The 21,098-nt window shown below is 37.4% G+C and carries 24 protein-coding genes; 16 read left to right on the top strand and 8 right to left on the bottom strand.

Annotated features, from left to right (window positions below):
- The first annotated feature begins 45 nt into the window (after positions 1 to 45).
- The 6 genes from MLOOGBEN_RS05015 to MLOOGBEN_RS04990 all read left to right on the top strand — a co-directional run bounded on the left by MLOOGBEN_RS05015 (position 46) and on the right by MLOOGBEN_RS04990 (position 6,096).
- Entirely contained in the window at positions 46 to 315 is a 270-nt protein-coding gene (locus MLOOGBEN_RS05015; protein ID WP_256988880.1) for a DUF188 domain-containing protein, read from the top strand.
- A gap of 38 nt (positions 316 to 353) precedes the next feature.
- On the top strand, positions 354 to 2,162 hold the full coding sequence (gene dnaG / locus MLOOGBEN_RS05010; RefSeq protein ID WP_179157160.1) for a DNA primase: 1,809 nt from the start codon (positions 354 to 356) through the stop codon (positions 2,160 to 2,162).
- Positions 2,163 to 2,204: 42 nt separating this feature from the next.
- Complete coding sequence (rpoD, locus tag MLOOGBEN_RS05005; protein WP_179157159.1) at positions 2,205 to 3,332, top strand: RNA polymerase sigma factor RpoD; 1,128 nt, start codon at positions 2,205 to 2,207, stop codon at positions 3,330 to 3,332.
- Between the two features lie 503 nt (positions 3,333 to 3,835).
- Complete coding sequence (gene cccA / locus MLOOGBEN_RS05000; RefSeq protein WP_179157158.1) at positions 3,836 to 4,192, top strand: cytochrome c550; 357 nt, start codon at positions 3,836 to 3,838, stop codon at positions 4,190 to 4,192.
- A 79-nt stretch (positions 4,193 to 4,271) separates the two neighbouring features.
- Positions 4,272 to 5,003: a tRNA (adenine(22)-N(1))-methyltransferase gene (locus MLOOGBEN_RS04995; RefSeq protein WP_179157157.1), complete on the top strand. Its 732-nt coding sequence runs from the start codon at positions 4,272 to 4,274 to the stop codon at positions 5,001 to 5,003.
- A complete protein-coding gene (locus tag MLOOGBEN_RS04990; RefSeq protein WP_179157156.1) occupies positions 4,981 to 6,096 on the top strand; it encodes a Nif3-like dinuclear metal center hexameric protein in 1,116 nt (371 codons plus the stop codon). The genes MLOOGBEN_RS04995 and MLOOGBEN_RS04990 overlap by 23 nt, the downstream gene beginning before the upstream one ends.
- Before the next feature lie 24 nt (positions 6,097 to 6,120).
- Here MLOOGBEN_RS04990 and MLOOGBEN_RS04985 read toward each other — a convergent pair whose 3' ends face one another.
- Together MLOOGBEN_RS04985 and vrrA are read right to left on the bottom strand one after the other, a co-directional pair.
- A complete protein-coding gene (locus tag MLOOGBEN_RS04985; protein ID WP_179157155.1) occupies positions 6,121 to 7,059 on the bottom strand; it encodes a 4-hydroxy-3-methylbut-2-enyl diphosphate reductase in 939 nt (312 codons plus the stop codon).
- A gap of 158 nt (positions 7,060 to 7,217) precedes the next feature.
- A complete protein-coding gene (vrrA, locus tag MLOOGBEN_RS04980; protein ID WP_179157154.1) occupies positions 7,218 to 7,877 on the bottom strand; it encodes a VrrA/YqfQ family protein in 660 nt (219 codons plus the stop codon).
- 261 nt (positions 7,878 to 8,138) lie between these two features.
- On the opposite strand from vrrA, the gene MLOOGBEN_RS04975 reads away from it, so the two are divergent.
- Positions 8,139 to 9,449, top strand: coding sequence for a DEAD/DEAH box helicase (locus MLOOGBEN_RS04975; RefSeq protein WP_179157153.1), 1,311 nt, complete (start codon positions 8,139 to 8,141; stop codon positions 9,447 to 9,449).
- A gap of 24 nt (positions 9,450 to 9,473) precedes the next feature.
- Positions 9,474 to 10,367: a deoxyribonuclease IV gene (locus tag MLOOGBEN_RS04970; RefSeq protein WP_179157152.1), complete on the top strand. Its 894-nt coding sequence runs from the start codon at positions 9,474 to 9,476 to the stop codon at positions 10,365 to 10,367.
- 38 nt (positions 10,368 to 10,405) lie between these two features.
- Here MLOOGBEN_RS04970 and MLOOGBEN_RS04965 read toward each other — a convergent pair whose 3' ends face one another.
- Positions 10,406 to 10,660, bottom strand: a complete 255-nt coding sequence (locus tag MLOOGBEN_RS04965; RefSeq protein ID WP_179157151.1) for a DUF2624 domain-containing protein — start codon at positions 10,658 to 10,660, stop codon at positions 10,406 to 10,408.
- A gap of 169 nt (positions 10,661 to 10,829) precedes the next feature.
- On the opposite strand from MLOOGBEN_RS04965, the gene tnpA reads away from it, so the two are divergent.
- The 5 genes from tnpA to zur all read left to right on the top strand — a co-directional run bounded on the left by tnpA (position 10,830) and on the right by zur (position 15,066).
- Positions 10,830 to 11,234, top strand: coding sequence for an IS200/IS605 family transposase (tnpA, locus tag MLOOGBEN_RS04960; RefSeq protein WP_179157150.1), 405 nt, complete (start codon positions 10,830 to 10,832; stop codon positions 11,232 to 11,234).
- Positions 11,235 to 11,238: 4 nt separating this feature from the next.
- Positions 11,239 to 12,654 (top strand): RNA-guided endonuclease TnpB family protein, encoded by a 1,416-nt coding sequence (locus MLOOGBEN_RS04955; protein WP_179157149.1) that lies wholly within the window; start codon positions 11,239 to 11,241, stop codon positions 12,652 to 12,654.
- 365 nt (positions 12,655 to 13,019) lie between these two features.
- Positions 13,020 to 13,799 (top strand): metal ABC transporter ATP-binding protein, encoded by a 780-nt coding sequence (locus MLOOGBEN_RS04950; protein WP_179157148.1) that lies wholly within the window; start codon positions 13,020 to 13,022, stop codon positions 13,797 to 13,799.
- Entirely contained in the window at positions 13,796 to 14,659 is an 864-nt protein-coding gene (locus MLOOGBEN_RS04945; protein ID WP_179157147.1) for a metal ABC transporter permease, read from the top strand. The genes MLOOGBEN_RS04950 and MLOOGBEN_RS04945 overlap by 4 nt, the downstream gene beginning before the upstream one ends.
- Positions 14,656 to 15,066: a zinc uptake transcriptional repressor Zur gene (gene zur, locus MLOOGBEN_RS04940; RefSeq protein ID WP_045517657.1), complete on the top strand. Its 411-nt coding sequence runs from the start codon at positions 14,656 to 14,658 to the stop codon at positions 15,064 to 15,066. The genes MLOOGBEN_RS04945 and zur overlap by 4 nt, the downstream gene beginning before the upstream one ends.
- A 78-nt stretch (positions 15,067 to 15,144) precedes the next feature.
- On the opposite strand, the gene MLOOGBEN_RS04935 is transcribed toward zur, so the two are convergent.
- The gene (locus tag MLOOGBEN_RS04935) at positions 15,145 to 15,708 is read right to left on the bottom strand and encodes a hypothetical protein (protein ID WP_179157146.1); all 564 of its coding nucleotides are present in this window, start codon (positions 15,706 to 15,708) and stop codon (positions 15,145 to 15,147) included.
- Between the two features lie 108 nt (positions 15,709 to 15,816).
- Between MLOOGBEN_RS04935 and MLOOGBEN_RS04930 the strand changes: the two genes are divergently transcribed.
- Positions 15,817 to 16,185, top strand: a complete 369-nt coding sequence (locus MLOOGBEN_RS04930; protein WP_256988879.1) for a DUF4190 domain-containing protein — start codon at positions 15,817 to 15,819, stop codon at positions 16,183 to 16,185.
- A gap of 190 nt (positions 16,186 to 16,375) precedes the next feature.
- On the opposite strand, the gene ispG is transcribed toward MLOOGBEN_RS04930, so the two are convergent.
- From ispG to MLOOGBEN_RS04915, 3 genes are all read right to left on the bottom strand, one after another.
- The gene (ispG, locus tag MLOOGBEN_RS04925) at positions 16,376 to 17,482 is read right to left on the bottom strand and encodes a flavodoxin-dependent (E)-4-hydroxy-3-methylbut-2-enyl-diphosphate synthase (protein WP_179157326.1); all 1,107 of its coding nucleotides are present in this window, start codon (positions 17,480 to 17,482) and stop codon (positions 16,376 to 16,378) included.
- Positions 17,483 to 17,600: 118 nt separating this feature from the next.
- On the bottom strand, positions 17,601 to 17,930 hold the full coding sequence (locus MLOOGBEN_RS04920; RefSeq protein ID WP_179157145.1) for a hypothetical protein: 330 nt from the start codon (positions 17,928 to 17,930) through the stop codon (positions 17,601 to 17,603).
- An 85-nt stretch (positions 17,931 to 18,015) separates the two neighbouring features.
- On the bottom strand, positions 18,016 to 18,795 hold the full coding sequence (locus MLOOGBEN_RS04915; protein WP_179157144.1) for a DUF1189 domain-containing protein: 780 nt from the start codon (positions 18,793 to 18,795) through the stop codon (positions 18,016 to 18,018).
- Positions 18,796 to 18,934: 139 nt separating this feature from the next.
- On the opposite strand from MLOOGBEN_RS04915, the gene MLOOGBEN_RS04910 reads away from it, so the two are divergent.
- Positions 18,935 to 19,417 carry a DUF456 domain-containing protein gene (locus MLOOGBEN_RS04910; protein WP_179157143.1) on the top strand — a complete coding sequence of 161 codons (483 nt, stop codon included), beginning with the start codon at positions 18,935 to 18,937 and terminating at the stop codon, positions 19,415 to 19,417.
- A 40-nt stretch (positions 19,418 to 19,457) separates the two neighbouring features.
- Here MLOOGBEN_RS04910 and MLOOGBEN_RS04905 read toward each other — a convergent pair whose 3' ends face one another.
- Positions 19,458 to 20,153, bottom strand: a complete 696-nt coding sequence (locus tag MLOOGBEN_RS04905; protein ID WP_179157142.1) for a Crp/Fnr family transcriptional regulator — start codon at positions 20,151 to 20,153, stop codon at positions 19,458 to 19,460.
- 295 nt (positions 20,154 to 20,448) lie between these two features.
- Here MLOOGBEN_RS04905 and MLOOGBEN_RS04900 point away from each other — a divergent pair, with 295 nt between their 5' ends.
- Complete coding sequence (locus MLOOGBEN_RS04900; protein ID WP_179157141.1) at positions 20,449 to 21,057, top strand: superoxide dismutase; 609 nt, start codon at positions 20,449 to 20,451, stop codon at positions 21,055 to 21,057.
- Positions 21,058 to 21,098 lie beyond the last annotated feature (41 nt).

The raw sequence follows: 21,098 nt of genomic DNA, 5'->3' as shown, positions 1-21,098 counted from the left end.
TACTTATACAAATGGGGTTCGAACAAAATTTGTCGATGCAGATTCATGCCCGTTGAAAGAGGAAATTGTCGAAATTGCTTCTACTTTTTCCATTTTATTGCTTCTTATGATCATCTTGGAAACAATACGACTACATATGGTAATGCTACATGGAAAGTTGATTCCAGAAAAGAAGCGGCGGACTTATTCATTATGAATCATACTGCAAAGGGGGATATTACTGTAACACAGGATATTGGACTTTTTAATTCTGTTGATTGTACAAAATTTATCAAAGAACTAACTAAAATTTTGTCGAAATATGCAGGAATTTAGAATTCTTTGCAGAATAAGTATAATTGGAGATGTTTTTCATGGCAGAACGGATTGCCGAAGAAAAAATTAATCAAATTCGTCAGTCTGTTGATATTGTTGAAATTATTAGCGAATATGTTCAACTTAAAAAACAAGGGCGAAACTACTTCGGATTATGTCCTTTCCATGGAGAAAACTCCCCATCATTTTCCGTTTCAACCGATAAACAAATTTATCATTGCTTTGGCTGTGGAGCGGGAGGAAATGTTTTCTCATTTTTAATGGAGCTTGAAGGAATTTCATTTCTAGAAGCAGCCGTTAAATTAGCTGAAAAGGCTAATGTTGACTTACAAGTAAACTTCTCGGTTAATGGCAAGGGTAAGAGTGTTTCTCCAGAACTTCAGTCAATGCTGGACGCGCATGAGCTTTTGCGTAAATTCTACCATCACTTATTGGTAAATACGAAAGACGGTCAACATGCTTTAGAGTATTTATTGAACAGAGGCTTTACCCGAGAATCGATAGATAAATTTCAAATTGGTTATTCATTAAATTCATGGGATTTTGTATACAAATTTCTTACGAAAAGAGATTTTTCTCCAGAATTAATGGAAAAGGCCGGATTGATTATCAAACGAGAAAGGGATGGGACTTACTTTGATCGATTCCGAGATCGGATTATGTTCCCGATTTTTGACCGCAATGGAAACTGTATTGCTTTTTCTGGGAGATCATTAGGGGCTGATGAGCCCAAATATTTAAACAGTCCAGAAACAGTAATCTTTAATAAAAGTAAAATTTTATATAATTTTCATTTGGCCAAACCAACTATACGAAAAATGCAGCAAGCTGTTCTCTTTGAAGGATTTGCTGATGTCATAGCTGCAGATAAATCTGGTGTGGAAAATGGTATCGCCACAATGGGTACTTCTTTAACAGAAGAGCACATTAACCTCATAAGGCAGAATACTGAGTCGATAACGATTTGTTTTGATTCAGACAAAGCAGGAATTGAAGCTGCATTTAGAGCTGGGAATATGCTCATTGATGCGGGTTGTTCAATAAAAGTTGCTATGATGTCTGATGGACTTGATCCAGATGAATATATAAAAAAGAATGGTCCGGAAAAGTTTCGTAATGAGGTAATAGGTGCAAGTCATACATGGATGGCATTTAAATTTCTTTATTTTCGAAGAGGAAAAAATCTTCAAATAGAAGGAGATCGACTTGCCTATATCGAAACAATACTTAAAGAAATAAGTAAATTGACAAAAGCTGTTGAAAAAGATCATTATTTGCGGCAGCTTGCCTCTGAGTTTTCAATTTCTCTTGACGCATTACAGCAACAGTTGAAACAAATTTTTTTCACAGAAAAAAAGAAGTCAAATGGTCAAACACCGACAATAAATAAGCCCAGTGTTATGGTTAAACAGGATAAGAAATTAAAGCCTGCTCATTACACCGCTGAAAGACGGTTAATGGCCCATATGTTAAGAGATCGAGACACAGCTTACAAGGTTCAGGATTTATTACGGGGTAATACGTTTAATATCGATGAACATCAGGCAATAATAACATATCTAATTGGTTTTTACGAAGAGCATTTGAATCCTGATTCTAGTGCATTTTTAACCTGTATTCAAGATGAAAATCTTAGAAGAATAGTCGCTGATATTGAAATGATGTCAATTAATGAAGAATTAAGCAATCAAGAATTAACTGATTATATCAAACAGGTGTTGAATTATCAAAAATTGTTAAAGATAAAAGAAAAAGAAGTGGAACAAAAAGAAGCTGAGCGACAAAGTGATTTTAGTAAAGCTGCCGCAATTGGGAATGAAATTATTCAATTGCGTAAATCGCTATAGATTCCATTTTTAATGTCTTTGATTCTGGAAGGAGGGGGACATATGGCTGAAAAATCAGCCCGTTCAAAAGAGGCCGAGAACGAATTGACTTTTGAACAAGTAAAAGACCAGTTAACGGTACTGGGAAAGAAAACCGGCGTCCTTGCCTATGATGATATTGCGGAAAGAATGGCAAATTTTGATTTAGAATCCGATCAGATGGATGACTTTTTAGAATCCCTAACTGAGCAGGGAATTGAATTAGTGGGTGAAAGTGAAGATGAAGATCCAAACCCTAAGCAATTAGCAAAAGGGGATGACGATGAGTTTGATTTAAATGATCTGAGCGTTCCACCTGGAGTTAAGATAAATGACCCTGTCCGTATGTATTTAAAAGAAATTGGCCGTGTTGATTTGCTTTCCGCCGACGATGAAAAAGAGTTGGCACTTCGTATCGAAAAAGGTGACGAAGAAGCGAAGCGACGACTAGCTGAAGCAAACCTCCGTCTGGTGGTTAGTATTGCAAAGCGGTATGTTGGACGTGGTATGCTTTTCCTTGATCTGATTCAAGAAGGCAATATGGGATTAATTAAAGCTGTTGAAAAATTTGATTATCAAAAAGGCTTTAAGTTCAGTACCTATGCTACATGGTGGATACGTCAAGCGATCACAAGAGCAATTGCTGACCAAGCGAGGACTATTCGTATTCCGGTTCATATGGTTGAAACCATTAATAAACTTATCCGTGTTCAAAGACAATTACTTCAGGACTTAGGTCGCGAACCTACACCAGAAGAAATTGGTGAAGATATGGATTTAACACCAGATAAGGTAAGAGAAATTTTAAAGATTGCTCAAGAGCCTGTATCCCTTGAAACGCCTATAGGTGAAGAGGATGATTCACACCTAGGCGATTTCATTGAAGACCAAGATGCTACTTCACCTTCTGAGCATGCTGCCTATGAATTATTAAAGGAGCAGTTAGAAGATGTCCTTGATACATTAACAGATCGTGAAGAAAACGTCCTTCGTTTACGATTTGGATTGGATGACGGCCGCACGCGCACGCTAGAAGAGGTAGGAAAGGTTTTCGGTGTTACCCGTGAACGTATCCGCCAAATTGAGGCAAAGGCTTTGCGTAAATTACGACATCCTAGTCGCAGTAAGCGTCTAAAAGACTTTTTAGAATAAATAACTAAATATTAAAAAGTAGTTTACTTCTAACTAAGAGGTAAACTATTTTTTTGAGCTAATTGGAAATGAAAGCACTTTCTTCATTTGTATTTATTTTACTGAATTGTTTTACACTTTGCAAATAGGTAAAAGTAATCTTTTTGATTTTAATCACAATTCATTTTTGTAAGAAAGGGTATTCCATTGCTCATTCCCCAAGACAATAGATGTTGATAGTATGTAATTCATATTCAAAAATAACAAAAATTAATTAAAGGTTTTTTAATACTTCGAATATTACATGCACAATTGTACGAAAAATTGGTTGATAAAAGGAATAAAAGGGAAGAATAAACAGGGTGACATTTCCTGTGAAAATCAGCTGGTTTCGTTTTTTTTATAAATATTATCGTGACAAAGTAAGTTTAGGGCTTTTCCTTCTTAAGTTTTTAAAGTAAAATAGTAGTTGTTTGTAGAAGACTATTTATTTACAGCTATACGTACATAAGGGAGGTTATATGATGAATCGAAATCCGGTAATTCCATACATCCTAATCTTTGTATTTGGAATCGGACTAATGTTCTTATTGTCTTTCAAAGGCCTCGGGGATAGTGAGGAGCTTGCCAAGGAAAAAGAAGGCGGTACCGAAACAGAACAGGTTGCAAGAGGTCCAGAGGAAATTTACAATTCTTGTATAGGGTGTCACGGAGATGCATATCAAGGGGGAATGGGTCCTGCTCTAACAGGAGTTGGCGACAGGTTATCCCAAGATGAGATTAAGGAAATTGTAGTTAATGGTAAAGGTGCTATGCCAGGGGGCATGGTTAAACCTGAGGAAGCCGATGCAATGGCTGAATGGTTAGCAAATATTAAATAATGTTAGAATGAAAAGGTCCTTTGCTAATGTAAAGGACTTTTTTTATACTGTAAGTAATTCATAAAAAGTGGTGAATGATTTGAATACAGATAAATTATCCGTAAGGTTAGAAACGGTAGCAAAATTTGTTCCAAAAGATTCAAAGTTAGCAGATATTGGTTCTGACCATGCATATTTACCAAGTTATCTTGTTAAGAATGGTGTGATAACCTTTGGGATCGCTGGAGAGGTAGCAAAAGGCCCATTTCAGTCTGCTGAAAAAAATGTAAGGGCAGAAGGACTTACTGATATGATTTCAGTGAGAATGGGAGATGGTTTGGAGGTAATTCAGCCAGGTGATGTGGATTGTATTACCATTGCCGGAATGGGCGGCACTCTTATTGCCAATATTTTAGAAAATGGCAAGGGGAAGCTCTCGGGAGTTAAGCGACTTGTGTTGCAGCCCAATCTAAATGCAATTGCCATTCGAAACTGGTTAATAGATAACAATTGGGAACTGATCGCAGAAGAAATCATTGAAGAGGATAGCAAAATATATGAGATATTAGTGGCTGAAAGTGGCGACCCATTAAAGCCATATAGAGATATAAATTTAGAAACTGGCCTTTTAGTGGGACCTTTTCTCCTTCAAAGGAAAGAAAGTGCGTTTAAGAAGAAATGGAGCCTAGAAATAAAGAACTGGAAGCGGATTTATGAACAGCTTGAAAGTGCTGTACCTTCTGCAGAAACAGATGAGAAAAAGCTAGAGATTTCAGAAAAAATCACTTTAGTAAAGGAGGTATTGGACGATGAAGAAAGCGAATGGGCATGAAATCATTCAATTATTTGAACAGTTTTCACCTAAGGGTCTTGCAATGGAGGGTGATAAGATAGGTTTACAAATTGGCCGTTTGAACAAGAAAATTGATAAAATCATGATTGCCCTTGATGTCCTTGAAGAGGTGATTGATGAAGCCATTGAAAGGAATGTCCAGCTAATCATTGCCCACCATCCGCCAATCTTTCGCCCTCTAAAGAATGTCCTAACAGACACGGTTCAGGGAAGAATGATTGAAAAACTATTAAAGCATGATATAGCTGTCTATGCTGCCCATACAAACCTTGATGTGGCTAAAGGCGGGGTAAATGACCTCCTAGCGAACGCACTGGGATTGGAAAGCTCTGAAGTACTAGTACCTACATACGAAACGAAACTTAAGAAACTAGTTGTCTACACACCGGCAAGTCACGCTGATGAGATTAGAAAGGTCCTTGGGGATACTGGTGCTGGTTATATCGGTCATTACAGCCATTGTTCCTTTTCAACGGATGGAACGGGGAGGTTTGTACCTGGGGAAAATACGAACCCGCATATTGGACAGCAAGGTCGTTTAGAATCAGTGGGTGAAGTAAGAATCGAAACCATTGTACCTGAGCATCTGTTAAAAAGGGTAATTACGGCTATGATAAAAGCTCATCCATATGAAGAAGTTGCTTATGATATTTATCCTGTTGAAAATAAAGGGGAAGTTCTTGGGCTTGGCAGAATCGGAACTGTTAAAGAAATGACACTCGGAGAATTTGCTGGAAGGGTAAAAGAAGCTTTAGAAGTTGATAAGGTTAGGGTGGTTGGTGATTTATCATCACGTGTCAAGAAAGTGGCCGTATTAGGCGGAGATGGTAATAAATATTTCATGAGCGCAAAGTTTAAGGGGGCAGATGTCTATATTACGGGAGATATTTATTATCATACTGCTCATGATGCAATAATGCAGGGACTAAATATAATAGATCCTGGTCATAATGTCGAGAAAATTATGAAAAAGGGACTAACGGCAACACTTTCAAAAATGTGCAGGGAATCTGGCTATGAAGTTGAAATTTTTCCTTCAGAAGTGAACACGGATCCGTTTCAATATGTATAAAAAATAACCGGTCAACACGACCGGTTATTTTTTAACTTTAGGTAATATTTTATTTAACGGAACGTTTTTCCGGCGTTCCCAGGTTGCTTCGTTATTGGGATCAAATTGCTCTATGAAGGTAATGACTTCCTTGGTGATTGGTGTAGGTGTAGAAGCACCAGAAGTTACGGCGACGTTCTTTGCATCCTTAATCCACTCAATTTCTAACTCTGAGATATCGGCAATTCGATAGGCCTTTGTACCAGCAATTTCCTCTGAAACTTGTGCGAGTCGATTGGAGTTGTTACTCATCGGATCTCCTACCACGATGGTTACATCTGCTTCAGTGGCTTGTCCAGCAACAGCTTCCTGACGAACTTGTGTGGCGTTGCATATTTCATTATAAGCCTCTGCATGCGGATATTTTTCCTGAACCTTTTTCATTGTATCAGCTACATCCCACTGGCTCATGGTGGTTTGATTGGTAACAATCAATTTATCACTATAAATGTTTAAGGCTTCTACATCGCTTGGTGTTTCGACAAGGTGTACGAGATCAGGTGCTACACCAACAGCACCCTCAGGCTCTGGATGGCCTTTTTTTCCAATATAAATGACTTGAAATCCTTGCTTTGTTTTCTCTTCAATCAAATCATGCGTTCTTGTTACATCTGGACATGTCGCATCAATAGTAACAAGTCCCTTCTTTTTCGCAAGCTCTCTTACTTCAGGGGATATACCATGAGCTGTGAAAATTACAGTTCCAGTATCTACCTTATCAAGAATGTCTTTGCGGTTTTTTCCGTCGAGTGTAATAATTCCTTCTTCGGCAAATGCATCTGTTACGTGTTTATTATGAACGATCATCCCTAAAATGTAGATAGGGCGTGGTAATGATTTATCTAATGCAGCATTTCTTGCAATGACCATGGCGTCAACGACACCATAACAGTATCCGCGCGGTGAAATCTTAATGATTTGCATATAATAAAGTCCTCCTAAAGAACGTATGACTTTGAATCTATGTATTTATTATATAAAACTAATAGAAATAATACAAAGATACATTTTTCCTATGAAATTTCTGTAAAAATTTCCTGCAAAAAAAATAAAAAGATGCTGTTTTCTCAGCATCCATTTGTTTAAATGTATAGTTTAGGAACAGATGGCCCATTTGGTCGTGTTTTTGCTTCTTCAACACTTTCAGATTGAACAACCTTTTTCTTTTTAGATCTTTTATTGGGTTCTGCAGGAGATGGAGAAGACTCCTCTGACATTACTTGGGTATCTGACTTGTTTTCTTCACCTTGTTCCTCAGTTGGTAGATCTTTAAAACCTTTATACAATTTCCACATCATAGGGATGTTCTTGACTAAGGGTCCATATTGCTGAATCATGGGTGTTATCGATTGAACTGAATTCAAAACCTGTTGGGTGTTGTTAAGAAATCCTGTCAGACTGTTCGGATTACTTAGTGTTTGAAGTATCGAACCAACTCCTCCTCCGCTGGGAGCAGCTCGGCCGGCTGTCTGCACACCTCCAAGACCTCTTGCTTGATTGCCTTGCTTTTTCCCGCCAAGAATTTTCGAAAGTAAGCCACCGCCATTTCGTCTTCCTTGCCCTCTTCCCATCGTTTGTCCCATCATAGCGCTGCCACTGTTATAATTCTGCTGAAACCCCATCATCGGTCCTCTGCCGCCATAAGGATTCAACATGTGCTGTTGACCTCCGTATGGTCCTCTTCCCATCATGTTTGGACTCATATGCCCGTACATGGGATATCTCGGTCTAGGCTGCTGCATACGTAAGTCCTCCTCTCAAAAAAGCCTTATAATTTAAGGTATGCAATTTCCTAAATTTGGTTTAGAAATAAACACTAGGATAAACTGTAAATTTTCATGATTAAAAGTAGTCCAAAAGTAAAAGATGATAATAACTGGTTATTTAGACGAAACTTTACTATAATTACGAGATGGAAATAAAAGTGGAAGCTCTTGCTTGGAGAAAACTTGTAAGAAAACTACTCCATTAACGGTAGATATTAATATATAAGGAGCAATTACATGAAGGAAAATCGTTTTGAACGTTTTAATTTTCAACCTTTTATAATAGACGCAATGAAGGAACAAGGTTTTTATGAACCCACTGAAATTCAGGAACGAATGGTACCATTGGTTCTGAAAAATGAAAGTGCCATCGGTCAATCACAAACTGGTACAGGTAAAACACTTGCCTTTGTATTACCAATTCTAGAAAAAATAAATCCAGAGCGACAAGAGGTACAAGCTGTCATTACAGCACCAACAAGAGAGCTTGCTTCACAAATCTATCATCAAATTTTAAAGGTGACAGAGCATTGCAGTCCTGACAAAGCGATCATGACTAGATGCTACATTGGTGGTACAGACAAGCAAAGAACCATTGATAAACTAAAAGTACAGCCCCATATTGTAGTTGGAACTCCTGGAAGAATTAAAGATTTGATGATTGAACAAGCACTATTTGTCCATACTTCGGAGATTCTTGTCGTTGACGAAGCAGATATGATGCTTGATATGGGCTTTATCGAGGATTTGGATCAAGTAGCAGCAAAAATGCCTGAGAAATTACAGATGCTTGTATTTTCGGCAACAATTCCCGAAAAACTGAAACCGTTTCTCAAAAAATACATGGAAAATCCAAAATCTATTCAAATTGATGCCAAGAGAAAAAGTGCTGAGAATTTAACACATTATCTATTGCCCTCTAGGCACAGAAATAAAAAACAGCTTGTTCATGATGCTCTTATTCAATACAATCCGTATTTAGCGATTGTTTTTACAAATACAAAAAAGATGGCGGAAGAGGTTGCTAACTTTTTGATTAATAAGGGGCTAAAGGTTGCTCGTGTCCATGGAGATCTTAACCCTCGTGAACGGAAAAAAATGATGAAACAAATTCAAGATTTAGAGTACCAATATATCGTTGCGACTGACCTAGCTTCAAGAGGAATTGATATTGAAGGAATCAGTCATATAATCAACTATGAATTACCTACAGATTTAGACTTTTATATTCACCGGGTAGGAAGGACGGCAAGAGCCGGAAACTCAGGAATTGCCCTCACCATTTATGATATCTCCGATGAAGATGCATTAAACCGCATTGAAAAGATGGGGATTCAGTTTAAATATGTCGATCTTAAAAAAGAGGAATTTGTGGAATTAGAGGATCGCAATAAGAGAAAAACAAGGGTAAGGAAAGAGGATGAAGCAGATAAGACTGCTAAAACAATGGTCAAGAAACCTCAAAAGGTTAAACCAGGCTACAAAAAGAAAATGCAGTGGGAAATGGACAAAATAAAAAAACGTCAGAGAAGATTAAAGAAGAAGTAAGAATTTGAAGGGAGAGAGAAGGTTTTGTTGAAAATAGGATCACATGTTTCAATGAGCGGTAAAAAAATGCTGCTGGCAGCGAGCGAGGAAGCCGTTTCATATGGTGCTAATACATTCATGGTCTATACAGGAGCACCGCAAAACACTAGAAGAAAAAAAATTGAGGATTTGAACATTGAAGCAGGGAGAAGGCATATGGAAGAGAACGGTATCTCTGAAATTGTTGTCCATGCTCCATACATCATCAACATTGCTAATACCACGAATCCAGATACTTTTGAGTTAGGTGTAAGGTTCCTGCGAACAGAAATTGAAAGAACTGAGGCAATTGGCGCTAAACAAATTGTGCTGCATCCAGGTGCACATGTTGGTGCTGGTACTGAGGCTGGGATAAAGAAAATTATCGAAGGCCTAAATGAAGTACTAACTGGAAAAGAGCAGCTGCAAATTGCTTTAGAGACAATGGCAGGTAAAGGCTCTGAATGTGGGAAGTCATTTGAGGAATTGGCGATGATTATCGATGGTGTAAACTATAGCGACAAGCTTTCTGTTTGTTTTGATACCTGTCATACTCATGATGCTGGATATAACATTGTCGAAGACTTTGATGGTGTATTAAATGATTTTGATAAAATTGTCGGCTTAGATAAACTAAAGGTACTTCATATTAATGATAGTAAAAATGCAGTCGGGATGAGAAAAGACCGTCACGAAAATATCGGCTTTGGTCATATCGGCTTTGATGCTATCAATTATATCGTCCACCATCCACAGCTGAAAGATGTACCAAAGATTCTAGAGACACCATATGTTGGTGAGGATAAAGATAATAAAAAGCCTCCGTACTTATTTGAAATTGAAATGCTGAGAGAGAAAAAGTTTAACGAAAATCTTTTAGATAAAATCATGCTTTCGTAAGAGGAAAAGCTGTGCTCAAGAGCACAGCTTTTTGATTTTCATTTTGTGAATTGAACAAATAGCTTATTTACTTCTCTTGCTACCTCTGGACCAGCTATCTTTGCAATTTCTTTAATTAATACTGCTCGTTCGCGGGCGTCAAAAATATTTACATTTTTTCCTCTTAAGTATTGAGCAACTTTATATGCTTGCTGTCTATTCACTCGGATATTAAATTGTTCTGCATATTTGAATAGTTCATCACCAGTAATGGTATTAATCTTATGATTAATGACGCTCTCAAAAATCTTCACACTCATCACTCCTTCATCTAATGTATGAAAGGTGAAAATAGAGTGTTACAAAATGACTAAAAACATACAACCGGAAGCCCCTGCATTCATGTATGGGGTAAGGTGTATTTTTAGAACGAATGTTCCTGAAAATATTGTATTCGTTTTATCTATCTGATATAATAAGAATATGAAAAGTATAATACATTATAAAAGTAATAATAACGTAGTATATTCATGCAAGTATCATGTGGTTTGGTGTCCTAAATATAGAAGAAGTGTATTGATAGATGGAGTAGATGAGCGACTTAAATCTATTCTATTTGAGATTGCAGAAGAGACGCATTCTGAAATAATTGAAATGGAGATTATGCCCGATCATGTCCATCTTCTGGTTGAGTGCGATCCGCAGTTTGGCATAAATAAACTAATAAGAATGATGAAAGGAAGAAGTTCTCGTTACCTCCGCAGCGAATTCCCATGGTTAAAAAGTAGAATCCCTTCCCTATGGACGAATAGCTATTTTGTTTCCACTGTTGGTGGTACCACACTTGATATCGTAAAACAGTACATAGAAAATCAAAAAGGAGTGTAAAGCCATGACAACATCAAAAGAGCGAACACCCTCTTTTATTGCGACGATTCGGGTAAAAACGGATACGAAGTCAGAAAAGCAGCTTTTGGTGATGTCAGACTGTGCAAGACAACTGTACAATACTTGTTTAGGGGAAAGTTTGAAGAGACTTAAAGGTATTCAATCTACAGAATTATATAAGGAGACGGTTCAATTATCTAAAACTTCGGGAGCGGATATTGAAAAACGTCGAGCGAACTTTAAACATCTGAATGATACATATGGTTTTACCGACTATTCTATTCAATCTTTCGGGACTAAAACGAAAAATGATTCCAAGTTTATCGCCGAACATTTAGGGACGCACATCTGTCAAAAAATCGCTACAAGAGCCTTTAAAGCTGTTCAAAAGTTCGCCTTTAAGAAAGCCAAAAAGGTATGGTTTAAACGAAAAGGTGAGTATGTTTCCTTAGAAGGGAAAAATAACAGAACATTTCTTACCTACTCCAATGGTTATGTTTTTGTCGGTAAAAACCATTCGTTGAAATGCCTAATCAATCCAAAAGATCAATGGATGCAGTACGCCTTAAAGCAAAGAATAAAATATTGTCGGTTGATCAAAAAGGAAGTAAAGGGGAAAAATCGGTTTTATGTTCAATTAGTATTGGAAGGACACCCATATCGAAAATATGAAATAGGTAAAGAAGTGGTTGGAGTAGATGTTGGTCCTTCCACCATTGCTATTGTAGGGGAATCAAATGCCGAGTTAAAGGAATTTTGTCAGGAAGTTGTTTTTCTTGATAAAGAAAAAAGAAGATTAAATCGCAAATTAGATCGACAGCGTCAAGCAAATAATCCAAACCATTATCAAAGCAATGGCGTTGTGAAAAAAGGAAAAAAGAAATGGAACAACTCCAAAAACTACATAAAGACTCGTTCAGAACACAGAGAATTGGAACGAAAGATAAAAGAAGTCAGAAAACAGCTCCATGGTCGAGATACCAATCAAATCCTTCAACTAGCCTCTTCCATTCAAACAGAAAAACTCTCCTATAAAGCATTTCAGAAAATGTTCGGCAAAAGCATAGGTAGAAAAGCTCCAAGTATGTTTATGAAAATGTTAAAACAAAAAGTTGTATCACAGGGTGGAATATTCCGAGAGTTCCCTACCCGCTCCACAAAGCTATCTCAGACCTGTCATTGTGGGGCAATAAAGAAAAAAAGACTAAAAGACCGCTGGCATATTTGCAAATGCGGGGTCACGGCACAACGGGATTTGTACAGTGCGTTTCTAGCTAGGTATGTAGCAAAAAACAATCGGTTAGAAATAAAAGAAGCGGAACATAATTGGGAACAACTCTCCATTGTTTTGGATGATTGTGTAACGAATTTGAAAAAAATGAAGCCAGAAGGAAAATTCATATCCACATTTGGATTATAAATCCAACTAAGATTAGAAGGTTAAATCTCTCGGTGCAGACGTACCCCGGAACAGTCAATAAGTTGTGAGCGGCAAGGGAATCCGAGCCCGTGTAGATAGTCATGTTTCGATTATTTGCATTAGAACAATTTCGGCTGTAGAAGCCTTTTAAACCGAAGTGAAGTCCCTCTTTTAGATAGATACTAAAAGAGGGAAGAGCCTAGGTTGTTTGAAGGTGGAACCCCCTCCATTTATGGATGGGAGAGCGTCAGTAACATCAACTCTTTGATACTTCGTGTAAAGGTAAAAGCTTTACATTAGGAAGTTCCTATTGTATACTACTTTAAGTTAAATCGGAATGATTCTTAAAATTAAGGTGAGAAACCATGAAATCACAGTCAATTATTGAAATCAAACAAATATCCTATCGATATGAAAAAGATACAGTTCTTGAAAATATTAACCTAGTCATACCAAATGGTTCCTTTCTGGCAATTGTCGGTCCAAATGGTTCAGGAAAATCAACATTATTAAAGTTAATCTTGGGACTATTAAAGCCACAAAAAGGAGAAATTCGCTTATTTGGGCAGGAAATGAGTAAATTTAAGGATTGGCAGCAAATCGGTTATGTATCTCAAAAAGCAAATTCCTTTAATACAGGTTTTCCAGCCACAGTTTTTGAAGTGGTTTCCAGTGGATTAACAAAGAAACTGGGATTATTTCGCTTTTTTAAGAAGGAAGATTCCCAAAAAGTATATGATGCTCTAGAATCTGTGGGAATGAGAAAGTTTAGTACTCGAAATATCGGAGAGCTTTCAGGCGGGCAGCAGCAAAGAGTATTCATTGCCCGTGCCCTTGTAAGTGAGCCTAAGCTATTGATCTTAGATGAACCAACGGTTGGGGTTGATGCTGAAAACGTAAATTCATTTTATCAAATGCTTGCTGATTTAAATAAAAAGCAGGGAATTACACTTCTATTAGTTACACATGATGTTGGAACCATTTCAGATAAAGTCACCCATGTTGCTTGCCTGAATAAACACTTGCATTTCCATGGGGATACACGTGAATTTGAAAAGCACCAAAGTGAAGGGATGTCTGAATTTTATGGTACGGATGTCCAGCTAATATCCCATCAACATGACCACGGAGGCGTTTTTAAATGATTCAAGGAATATTTCAATATGAATTTTTACAAAATGCCTTCCTAACAGGGATCTTAATTGGTTTTCTTGCACCATTATTAGGTGTTTTTATTGTGGTAAGGAGGCTTTCCTTAATTGCCGATGCCTTAAGTCATGTAACCTTGGCGGGAATTGCTGCAAGCCTTCTTCTTGAGAAATACTTTGTTGCGTTAAGCGGTTTAAATCCACTCTATTTAGGAATGGTTTTTTCAGTCGGAGGCTCGTTGTTTATTGAAAAACTACGGGGAGTATATAAGCATTACCAAGAGCTTGCTATCCCAATTATCTTATCTGGCGGTATAGGTCTAGGAGTAATCTTTATTTCACTCGCTGATGGATTTAATACGGACTTGTATAGTTATTTATTTGGAAGTGTCTCTGCAGTCAGCCGAACAGATTTATGGGTTATTTTTATTATTAGTATCGCTGTCGTAATGACAATCATTTTATTATATAAAGAGCTATTTTTATTATCATTTGATGAAGAGCACGCAAAAGCCTCAGGAATAGCAGCAAAAAGCATCCACTTTATTTTTATCATCATGGTTGCTCTTGTGATTGCTGCTTCCATGCGAATAGTGGGAATCATGCTTGTTTCTTCATTGATGACATTACCGGTTGCAGCAAGTATACGCATTGCTAAAGGCTTTAAGCAAACCATTTTTTTGTCCATCATATTTGGTGAAGTATCTGTTCTTGGAGGACTATTTGCCTCTTATTACTTAGACCTTGCTCCAGGTGGAACAATTGTCATGATAGCTGTGGCCATATTAGTGTTTACCATCATTTATAAAAAAATTATGATTAAAAATCATGTTTCACAAGGGGGTGCAGCAGGGTGAATGTTAATGAAGCCATTCAATTCTTAAAAGAAAACGGATTTAAACAAACAGGAAAAAGAGAAGATATGCTTCAACTGTTTGCTGACAGTGATAAATACTTAACAGCAAAGGATGTCTTAGATGAGTTAAAAGAGGACTATCCAGGGTTAAGCTTTGATACGATTTATCGAAATCTTTCTCTTTTTGTCAAAATGGGAATTCTAGAGATGACGGAACTATCTGGCGAAAAGCATTTTCGCTTTTCCTGTTCACGCCACCAGCATCACCATCATTTCATCTGTATGGATTGTGGTAAGACGAAGGAAATTGAAACTTGCCCAATGAACAGCTTAAGTGAGGATTTAAAAGGATACGATATCTCAGGACACAAATTCGAAATTTATGGACGTTGTCCAGAATGTAATTAAAATTGAAAAGCTGCAGCGCCTAGGCACTGCAGCTAGACAAATAAACAGCATGGGGTTGTCCATGCTGTTTTTTGCCATTTATTGAAGCCATTTTTTAACCCAATTATTAGCTTCAAACCAATTATTAACACGTATTACACCTTTCGGAATAGGATCCTGATTGTAAGGGGTATTAAACAATAGAACAGGGATATCGCACTCTTCGTGAATCATGACAGCATTGTCGTGTTTATCCTCCAGAAATATATCCACATGATGGTGTTTAGCTGTTGACACCTTATCATGGGACCCAATTAATTCTATGTGGTTATAGGACAAGCCTTTTTTGTTAAACCACTTCTTGGTATTTTCTAAAAGGTGTGAACCCCTTGCACTTATAAAGAATAATTCATGCTCCTTTTTCCATGTGTTAAGTATAATTTCTGCCCCTTCTGCAAGAGGAGACTCCTCATAAATTACGGGTTCGTTTTCAATAAACCACTTTGAAAATTTTTCCTTTGGAACATTTACCACTTTATTTAAATCATATTCCTTAACATCAGCGAGTGTTATGTTTAGCCCGAACCCCTCATTAATAAAGGGAACAAGTGCTGATGGACATGTAACTGTTCCATCAATATCAATTCCAAATCTTTTCCTCATACGTAGTCACCTTCAATTGCCAAGTTTTTAACTTTATTTTACCATACTAAAATGATGAAAGTTACAAACAATAATAAATGCTCCTATTACTGAAAGTGAGGGATTCGGATGGAAGATAAAAAAGACACGAAAATACGTGGGTATCTCCCAAGTCCAAACACTGATGTAGATAGTCCAGATTACCCTTCTGATTATAGAGAAGAAACAGCAGCTGAAATTGCAGCTCCAGTTCCTTTAATTCGAACTAGGGACCGAGAAGAAAATCGGGAAAGAGCAGAAGGCGGCACAGGTATGGGATGGGCAGCTTTAGTTCTATCTATACTATCACTGTTTGTAATGCCGATTCTTTTTGGTGCAGCAGGTATTGTGTTAGGGTTCATTGCAAGACGCCGAGGGGCCGAAGGGCTAGGAGCGTGGGCAATCGGGATAGGTGCCATATCCATAATTGTTGGTATCTTTATCCTCCCGTTCTTTTAAACGGTAACCTGTAAATATAGGGGCAAATGGAAAAGCGTAAGCGCCTTGTCCAGGGCGACAGGCATAAGACGAGACGGCTAGAAGGTGGTTTTTACCTTCTTGACGGATTGGCTTATGACCCCGAGCCCCTAGGCGCTGAAGCTAGTCAAAAAAGGAAACCCGGCAGCTTTGCCGGGTTTCTTCATGCGGTTTATTTGCTTGTTACTTCAGCTTCTTCTGCTGCTTTTTTCTGGAAATATTCTTCTGCAATTTGATCGATTTCTTTCTTTAATTCATCGACCAACTGATCTTCTGGCACTTTACGAACAATCTCACCTTTACGGAAAAGTAAACCCTCTCCTCGTGCACCAGCAATTCCAATGTCAGCTTCTCTTGCCTCACCAGGACCGTTTACGGCACAACCCAAAACAGCTACTTTAATTGGCGCTTTTATGGTTGAAATATATTCTTCAACTTCATTTGCAATACTGATTAAATCAATTTCGATTCTTCCGCAGGTTGGACACGAGATTAACGTTGCAGCATTGGAAGAAAGCCCAAATACTTTTAAAAGCTCTCTAGCTACTTTGACTTCCTCAACAGGATCGGCACTTAGAGAAATACGGAGTGTATTACCGATGCCTTTACTCATAATCGCTCCAAGTCCGGCTGCGCTTTTAACCGTTCCTGCAAAAAGAGTTCCTGATTCAGTAATACCTAAGTGCAAAGGATAATCAAATGCCATTGAAGCTTTTTCATAGGCTTCAATGGCAAGGCTGACATCCGATGCCTTCATGGAAACAATAATATCATGGAAATCTAGGTCTTCAAGGATTTTGATATGATGGAGGGCACTTTCAACCATTCCATCGGCGGTAGGATACCCATATTTCTCAAGAATTCTTTTTTCAAGTGATCCCGCATTTACACCAATTCGAATTGGTATTCCGCGTTCCTTTGCAGCTTTAACAACAGCTTCAACTTTCTCACGCTTACCAATATTTCCTGGATTAATCCGGATTTTATCAGCGCCGCCTTCAATAGCCTTCAGCGCTAATTTATAATCAAAATGGATATCGACAACTAAGGGGATATTAATTCTTTTTTTAATTTCAGGAATGGCATTCGCTGCTCGTTCGTCTGGACACGCTACACGAACAATTTGGCAGCCTGCCTCTTCAAGGCGTTTTATTTCAGCAACAGTTGCTTCAACATCATGCGTTTTAGTAGTTGTCATACTTTGTATAAATAATTCGTTACTGCCGCCAATGGTTAAATTGCCAACTTTTATTGGACGGGTCTTTGTACGATGAATAATTTCACTCAAGGGAAATTCGCTCCTTCAAATTGGATTCGAATAATAGTTTAGTTTTTACACGCACCTATTATTTTATCAGTCCTTTACTAATCTTGACAAGACTGACGCCTTGGTTTCCCTATTTTGAGTAATCAGGAAATTGATAGGAGGCTCCAATTTGAATTTTCTCCGGAGATTGACCTGGGTTTAGGCTTTTGAAATCCCCAATTAATTCGTCAATAGAGACAGGTAAAGGCTTTTTAATATGACCTTCGACAATGGATATGAGTGTTTCACCAGGTTCAACTTCGGCCTCAAATGCGGCAATCGTATTTTCAGGGACAGCCATTGTCGCTAAAGTTTGTTCAGGCGCTTGGGATTCATCCTTGGGCAAAGTACCAGCTGTTAAATCAATATATATAACATAAATGGTTAGAAGTCCAAGAAGAAATAGAGAAATTCTTTTCATGATACAAGCCTCCAAAATGGAATGTTTGTACATTCCTATGCTTGTCCAATGCGTTATAGAACAAAAAAACGCACCCAAGGATGCGTTAGTTCTCGATCGTTGCTTTTTCTTTTGGTATTTCTTTTATTGCTAAGTATAGGATGATTATTTCAACAAACCAATTGATTAAGAAACTATTTGGTACAGGTGTATTAATAGCACTCATAATAGTAAAGAATACCGTTGGCAGCGTTACACTGTAAGCGGCCATTCTCCATAGGCGGCGATAACTAATATCTCTGCCTGCAAGATTTTTTAATGCTAATCCAAATAAAGCCAGTATGGACACTTCAATGAAATTTATTGCACTTGAAAAGAGGAAGATTAAAGCAGACATGACTGGAATAATAATTCCTTTGACTCCATCTACTGTATCGACTATGTCAATAAAATCATTTTTCGTAAGTGTTAAGTCTTCAAGCATTGAGTAGGAATAGGTATCGATTCTTCCCCCTGCTGATACTACAATTTCATTCTTAAGTAAAGCGAAGGCATTCACTTCATCTTCCACATCATCGGTTGTAATAACTCCCGTTGGATCAACAATAATGGAGAATTCTCCTTTATCGATAGTAATGGGTACATCTGTTTCTGCAGATAAACTCCCATTATCTATCGTAAAGGAGGGAAGTTCATTATTCATAACTGATTTGGTACCTTCGATTCCAGCAGTAAGCATTGTACTTAAGTAATAAATGGACGGCAATATGGATAGTAATGTGAGGAGAAATACATATAAAATTGTTTTTCCAATTCCCTGAAAGCGAAAAGAGGCAATGTCCTTTGGGGAATGAGTACTTTTATAAAATTGTTTGAAAATATTCATATTTTACCACCCTAATAAAGATTCACCATTCTATTGTAGCTTTAGGAGCTGATATTAACAAGAATGATGTATTATGAAACCAATTAGGGAATGAATCCGTATATTTCTTAAAATAAATTTTCTAAAGGAATGAAAATTAATGGAGATAGTTTATTGGTCAGTTATCGTCATTCTATTTATCATTGGGTTTGTTGGACTCATTTATCCCATCATCCCTAGTGTATTATTCTTATTAGCTGGATATCTATTGTATGGTGTCTTTTTTTCCTTTGAGCCTTTTGGCTGGTTCTTTTGGTTGATTCAAAGTTTTTTTATCATTCTTTTGTTTATCGCGGATTATATTGCCAATATGATTGGAATTCAAAAATATGGCGGTTCGAAGGCTGGAGTCTGGGGAAGTACGATAGGTCTTATAATTGGCCCATTTGTCATCCCGTTCTTGGGAATTCTGCTTGGTCCCTTTATTGGTGCGGTAGGAGCAGAACTTTTAGTAAATAAAAGGGATTTCAAAAATAGTTTGAAGATTGGCTTCGGATCTGTTGTCGGCTTTATCAGCAGTGTCATTACAAAAACAATCATTCAAATCCTCATGATTGTTTATTTCTTCTTAGTAGTACTCTAATTAAATAAGCTCCTGCTCATGACTATGAGCAGGAGCTTATTTAATTTACTCCACAAATTTCAAATGGACAGTTTTGACAGTCTACTTCTTGTTTTAAATATTTAAGATTTTTTATAATGAATTTTTGCTGATCATAGGATAGCACATCTTTTTCCCGCAACTCTTTTAGCGAACGTTGAATAACTTCTCTTGTTCCAAAGGTTAGGTTGGCAAGCTCTTGATGCGTTAATGGCATATCAATGAGAATTCCATCTTCTGTTTTAACCCCGTAGGTATTACATAGACGGATAAGTATGGAGTATAAACCTCCCTTTTTTCCGTTCATGATCAGGTCCTGGCATTTCATTTGAGCTTTTAGGTAGCTTGTGCTCAACCATGCCACAAAAGCATTCATTGCATCAGGGTCATTCATAATAAATTCTTCAAATTGGTCTTTTTTTATCGCAAGTATTTCACAATCAGAAAGGGTCTTTGCATAAAACTGATAACGTGGATTATCTTTAAATATTTGATATTCTACTATTAATTCTCTGCTATTTACTATTTTTAAAATAAAGTCTTTCCCGCGCATGTGAACTCTTCCTAGTGAAACGCTTCCACTTAGCAGTAGATATACATATTCAACAGCATCCTTCTCCTGAAAGAGTACGGTATCCGCTTTCACCTTTTGTATTTGCTCTGCTTTACGAAAGAATCGATCCAGTAAACTATATATAGAAAAACTGCTTTTTAGCATATTTCCCACTCCTTTTATCCCTACAATTTGATTAAAACATGTATTACAACCTTTCACCGGTTGAAACATGACAATTTATCGAAAACTTTGTAATCATAACTGTTTTCATTTATATGTATAAAATTTTTCCGGGAAGGATATTGTATATTTGTTAGGTACAAAGCATTTTATTTGAAACAATAGACTATCTCTGATAATCTTAAGCTACAAAGCTTTAGGAATATTCTAATATCGTTTTGATTTTAGACACAACTAAGGCTGGAAAAAATTTTTATTTACATAGGAGGAAATGACAATGGCATTTGAATTACCACAATTACCTTATGCGTATGACGCACTTGAGCCTCACATCGACAAAGAAACAATGAACATCCATCACACTAAACATCACAACACTTATGTGACAAATTTAAATAATGCACTACAAGGTAATGAGGAATTATTATCTAAATCTGTTGAAGAAGTAGTAGCAAACCTTGACGCTGTTCCTGAAGCAGTTCGTACAGCCGTACGTAATAATGGCGGAGGTCATGCGAACCATGCACTTTTCTGGCAAATCCTTTCTCCTAATGGTGGCGGTGCGCCAACTGGTGAACTAGCAGACGCAATCAATAATAAATTTGGCACCTTGGAAAGCTTTAAAGAGGAATTCGCGAAAGCGGCTACAACTCGTTTTGGCTCTGGCTGGGCTTGGTTATCTGTAAGCAATGGTGAACTAGAAGTGTCTAGCACACCTAACCAAGACTCTCCTCTAATGGAAGGTAAAACACCTATCTTAGGTCTTGATGTTTGGGAGCATGCTTATTACTTAAACTACCAAAACCGTCGTCCTGATTACATATCTTCTTTCTGGAACGTTGTAAACTGGGATGAAGTTTCTAAGCGTTACAGCGCTGCGAAATAATAATATATTAATGAAGACAGCTGATTTAAGCTGTCTTTTGT

This window comes from Bacillus sp. EB106-08-02-XG196 (genome assembly GCF_013396335.1).
GTDB lineage: Bacteria > Bacillota > Bacilli > Bacillales > Cytobacillaceae > Neobacillus.
This window is presented reverse-complemented; position numbering and strand designations above follow the sequence as displayed.

Bases quoted from the DNA above. Each gene is read 5' to 3' on its own strand.
- MLOOGBEN_RS04930 (WP_256988879.1), top strand. From the start codon at position 15,817: ATGGAAGATAAAAAAGACACGAAAATACGTGGGTATCTCCCAAGTCCA.
- MLOOGBEN_RS04975 (WP_179157153.1), top strand. From the start codon at position 8,139: ATGAAGGAAAATCGTTTTGAACGTTTTAATTTTCAACCTTTTATAATA.
- tnpA (WP_179157150.1), top strand. From the start codon at position 10,830: ATGAAAAGTATAATACATTATAAAAGTAATAATAACGTAGTATATTCA.
- vrrA (WP_179157154.1), bottom strand. From the start codon at position 7,877: ATGCAGCAGCCTAGACCGAGATATCCCATGTACGGGCATATGAGTCCA.
- MLOOGBEN_RS04935 (WP_179157146.1), bottom strand. From the start codon at position 15,708: ATGAGGAAAAGATTTGGAATTGATATTGATGGAACAGTTACATGTCCA.
- rpoD (WP_179157159.1), top strand. From the start codon at position 2,205: ATGGCTGAAAAATCAGCCCGTTCAAAAGAGGCCGAGAACGAATTGACT.
- MLOOGBEN_RS04985 (WP_179157155.1), bottom strand. From the start codon at position 7,059: ATGCAAATCATTAAGATTTCACCGCGCGGATACTGTTATGGTGTCGTT.
- MLOOGBEN_RS05015 (WP_256988880.1), top strand. From the start codon at position 46: ATGCCCGTTGAAAGAGGAAATTGTCGAAATTGCTTCTACTTTTTCCAT.
- MLOOGBEN_RS04920 (WP_179157145.1), bottom strand. From the start codon at position 17,930: ATGAAAAGAATTTCTCTATTTCTTCTTGGACTTCTAACCATTTATGTT.
- dnaG (WP_179157160.1), top strand. From the start codon at position 354: ATGGCAGAACGGATTGCCGAAGAAAAAATTAATCAAATTCGTCAGTCT.
- MLOOGBEN_RS04950 (WP_179157148.1), top strand. From the start codon at position 13,020: ATGAAATCACAGTCAATTATTGAAATCAAACAAATATCCTATCGATAT.
- MLOOGBEN_RS04900 (WP_179157141.1), top strand. From the start codon at position 20,449: ATGGCATTTGAATTACCACAATTACCTTATGCGTATGACGCACTTGAG.
- MLOOGBEN_RS04955 (WP_179157149.1), top strand. From the start codon at position 11,239: ATGACAACATCAAAAGAGCGAACACCCTCTTTTATTGCGACGATTCGG.
- MLOOGBEN_RS04945 (WP_179157147.1), top strand. From the start codon at position 13,796: ATGATTCAAGGAATATTTCAATATGAATTTTTACAAAATGCCTTCCTA.
- MLOOGBEN_RS04905 (WP_179157142.1), bottom strand. From the start codon at position 20,153: ATGCTAAAAAGCAGTTTTTCTATATATAGTTTACTGGATCGATTCTTT.
- MLOOGBEN_RS04915 (WP_179157144.1), bottom strand. From the start codon at position 18,795: ATGAATATTTTCAAACAATTTTATAAAAGTACTCATTCCCCAAAGGAC.
- MLOOGBEN_RS04910 (WP_179157143.1), top strand. From the start codon at position 18,935: ATGGAGATAGTTTATTGGTCAGTTATCGTCATTCTATTTATCATTGGG.
- cccA (WP_179157158.1), top strand. From the start codon at position 3,836: ATGAATCGAAATCCGGTAATTCCATACATCCTAATCTTTGTATTTGGA.
- MLOOGBEN_RS04990 (WP_179157156.1), top strand. From the start codon at position 4,981: ATGAAGAAAGCGAATGGGCATGAAATCATTCAATTATTTGAACAGTTT.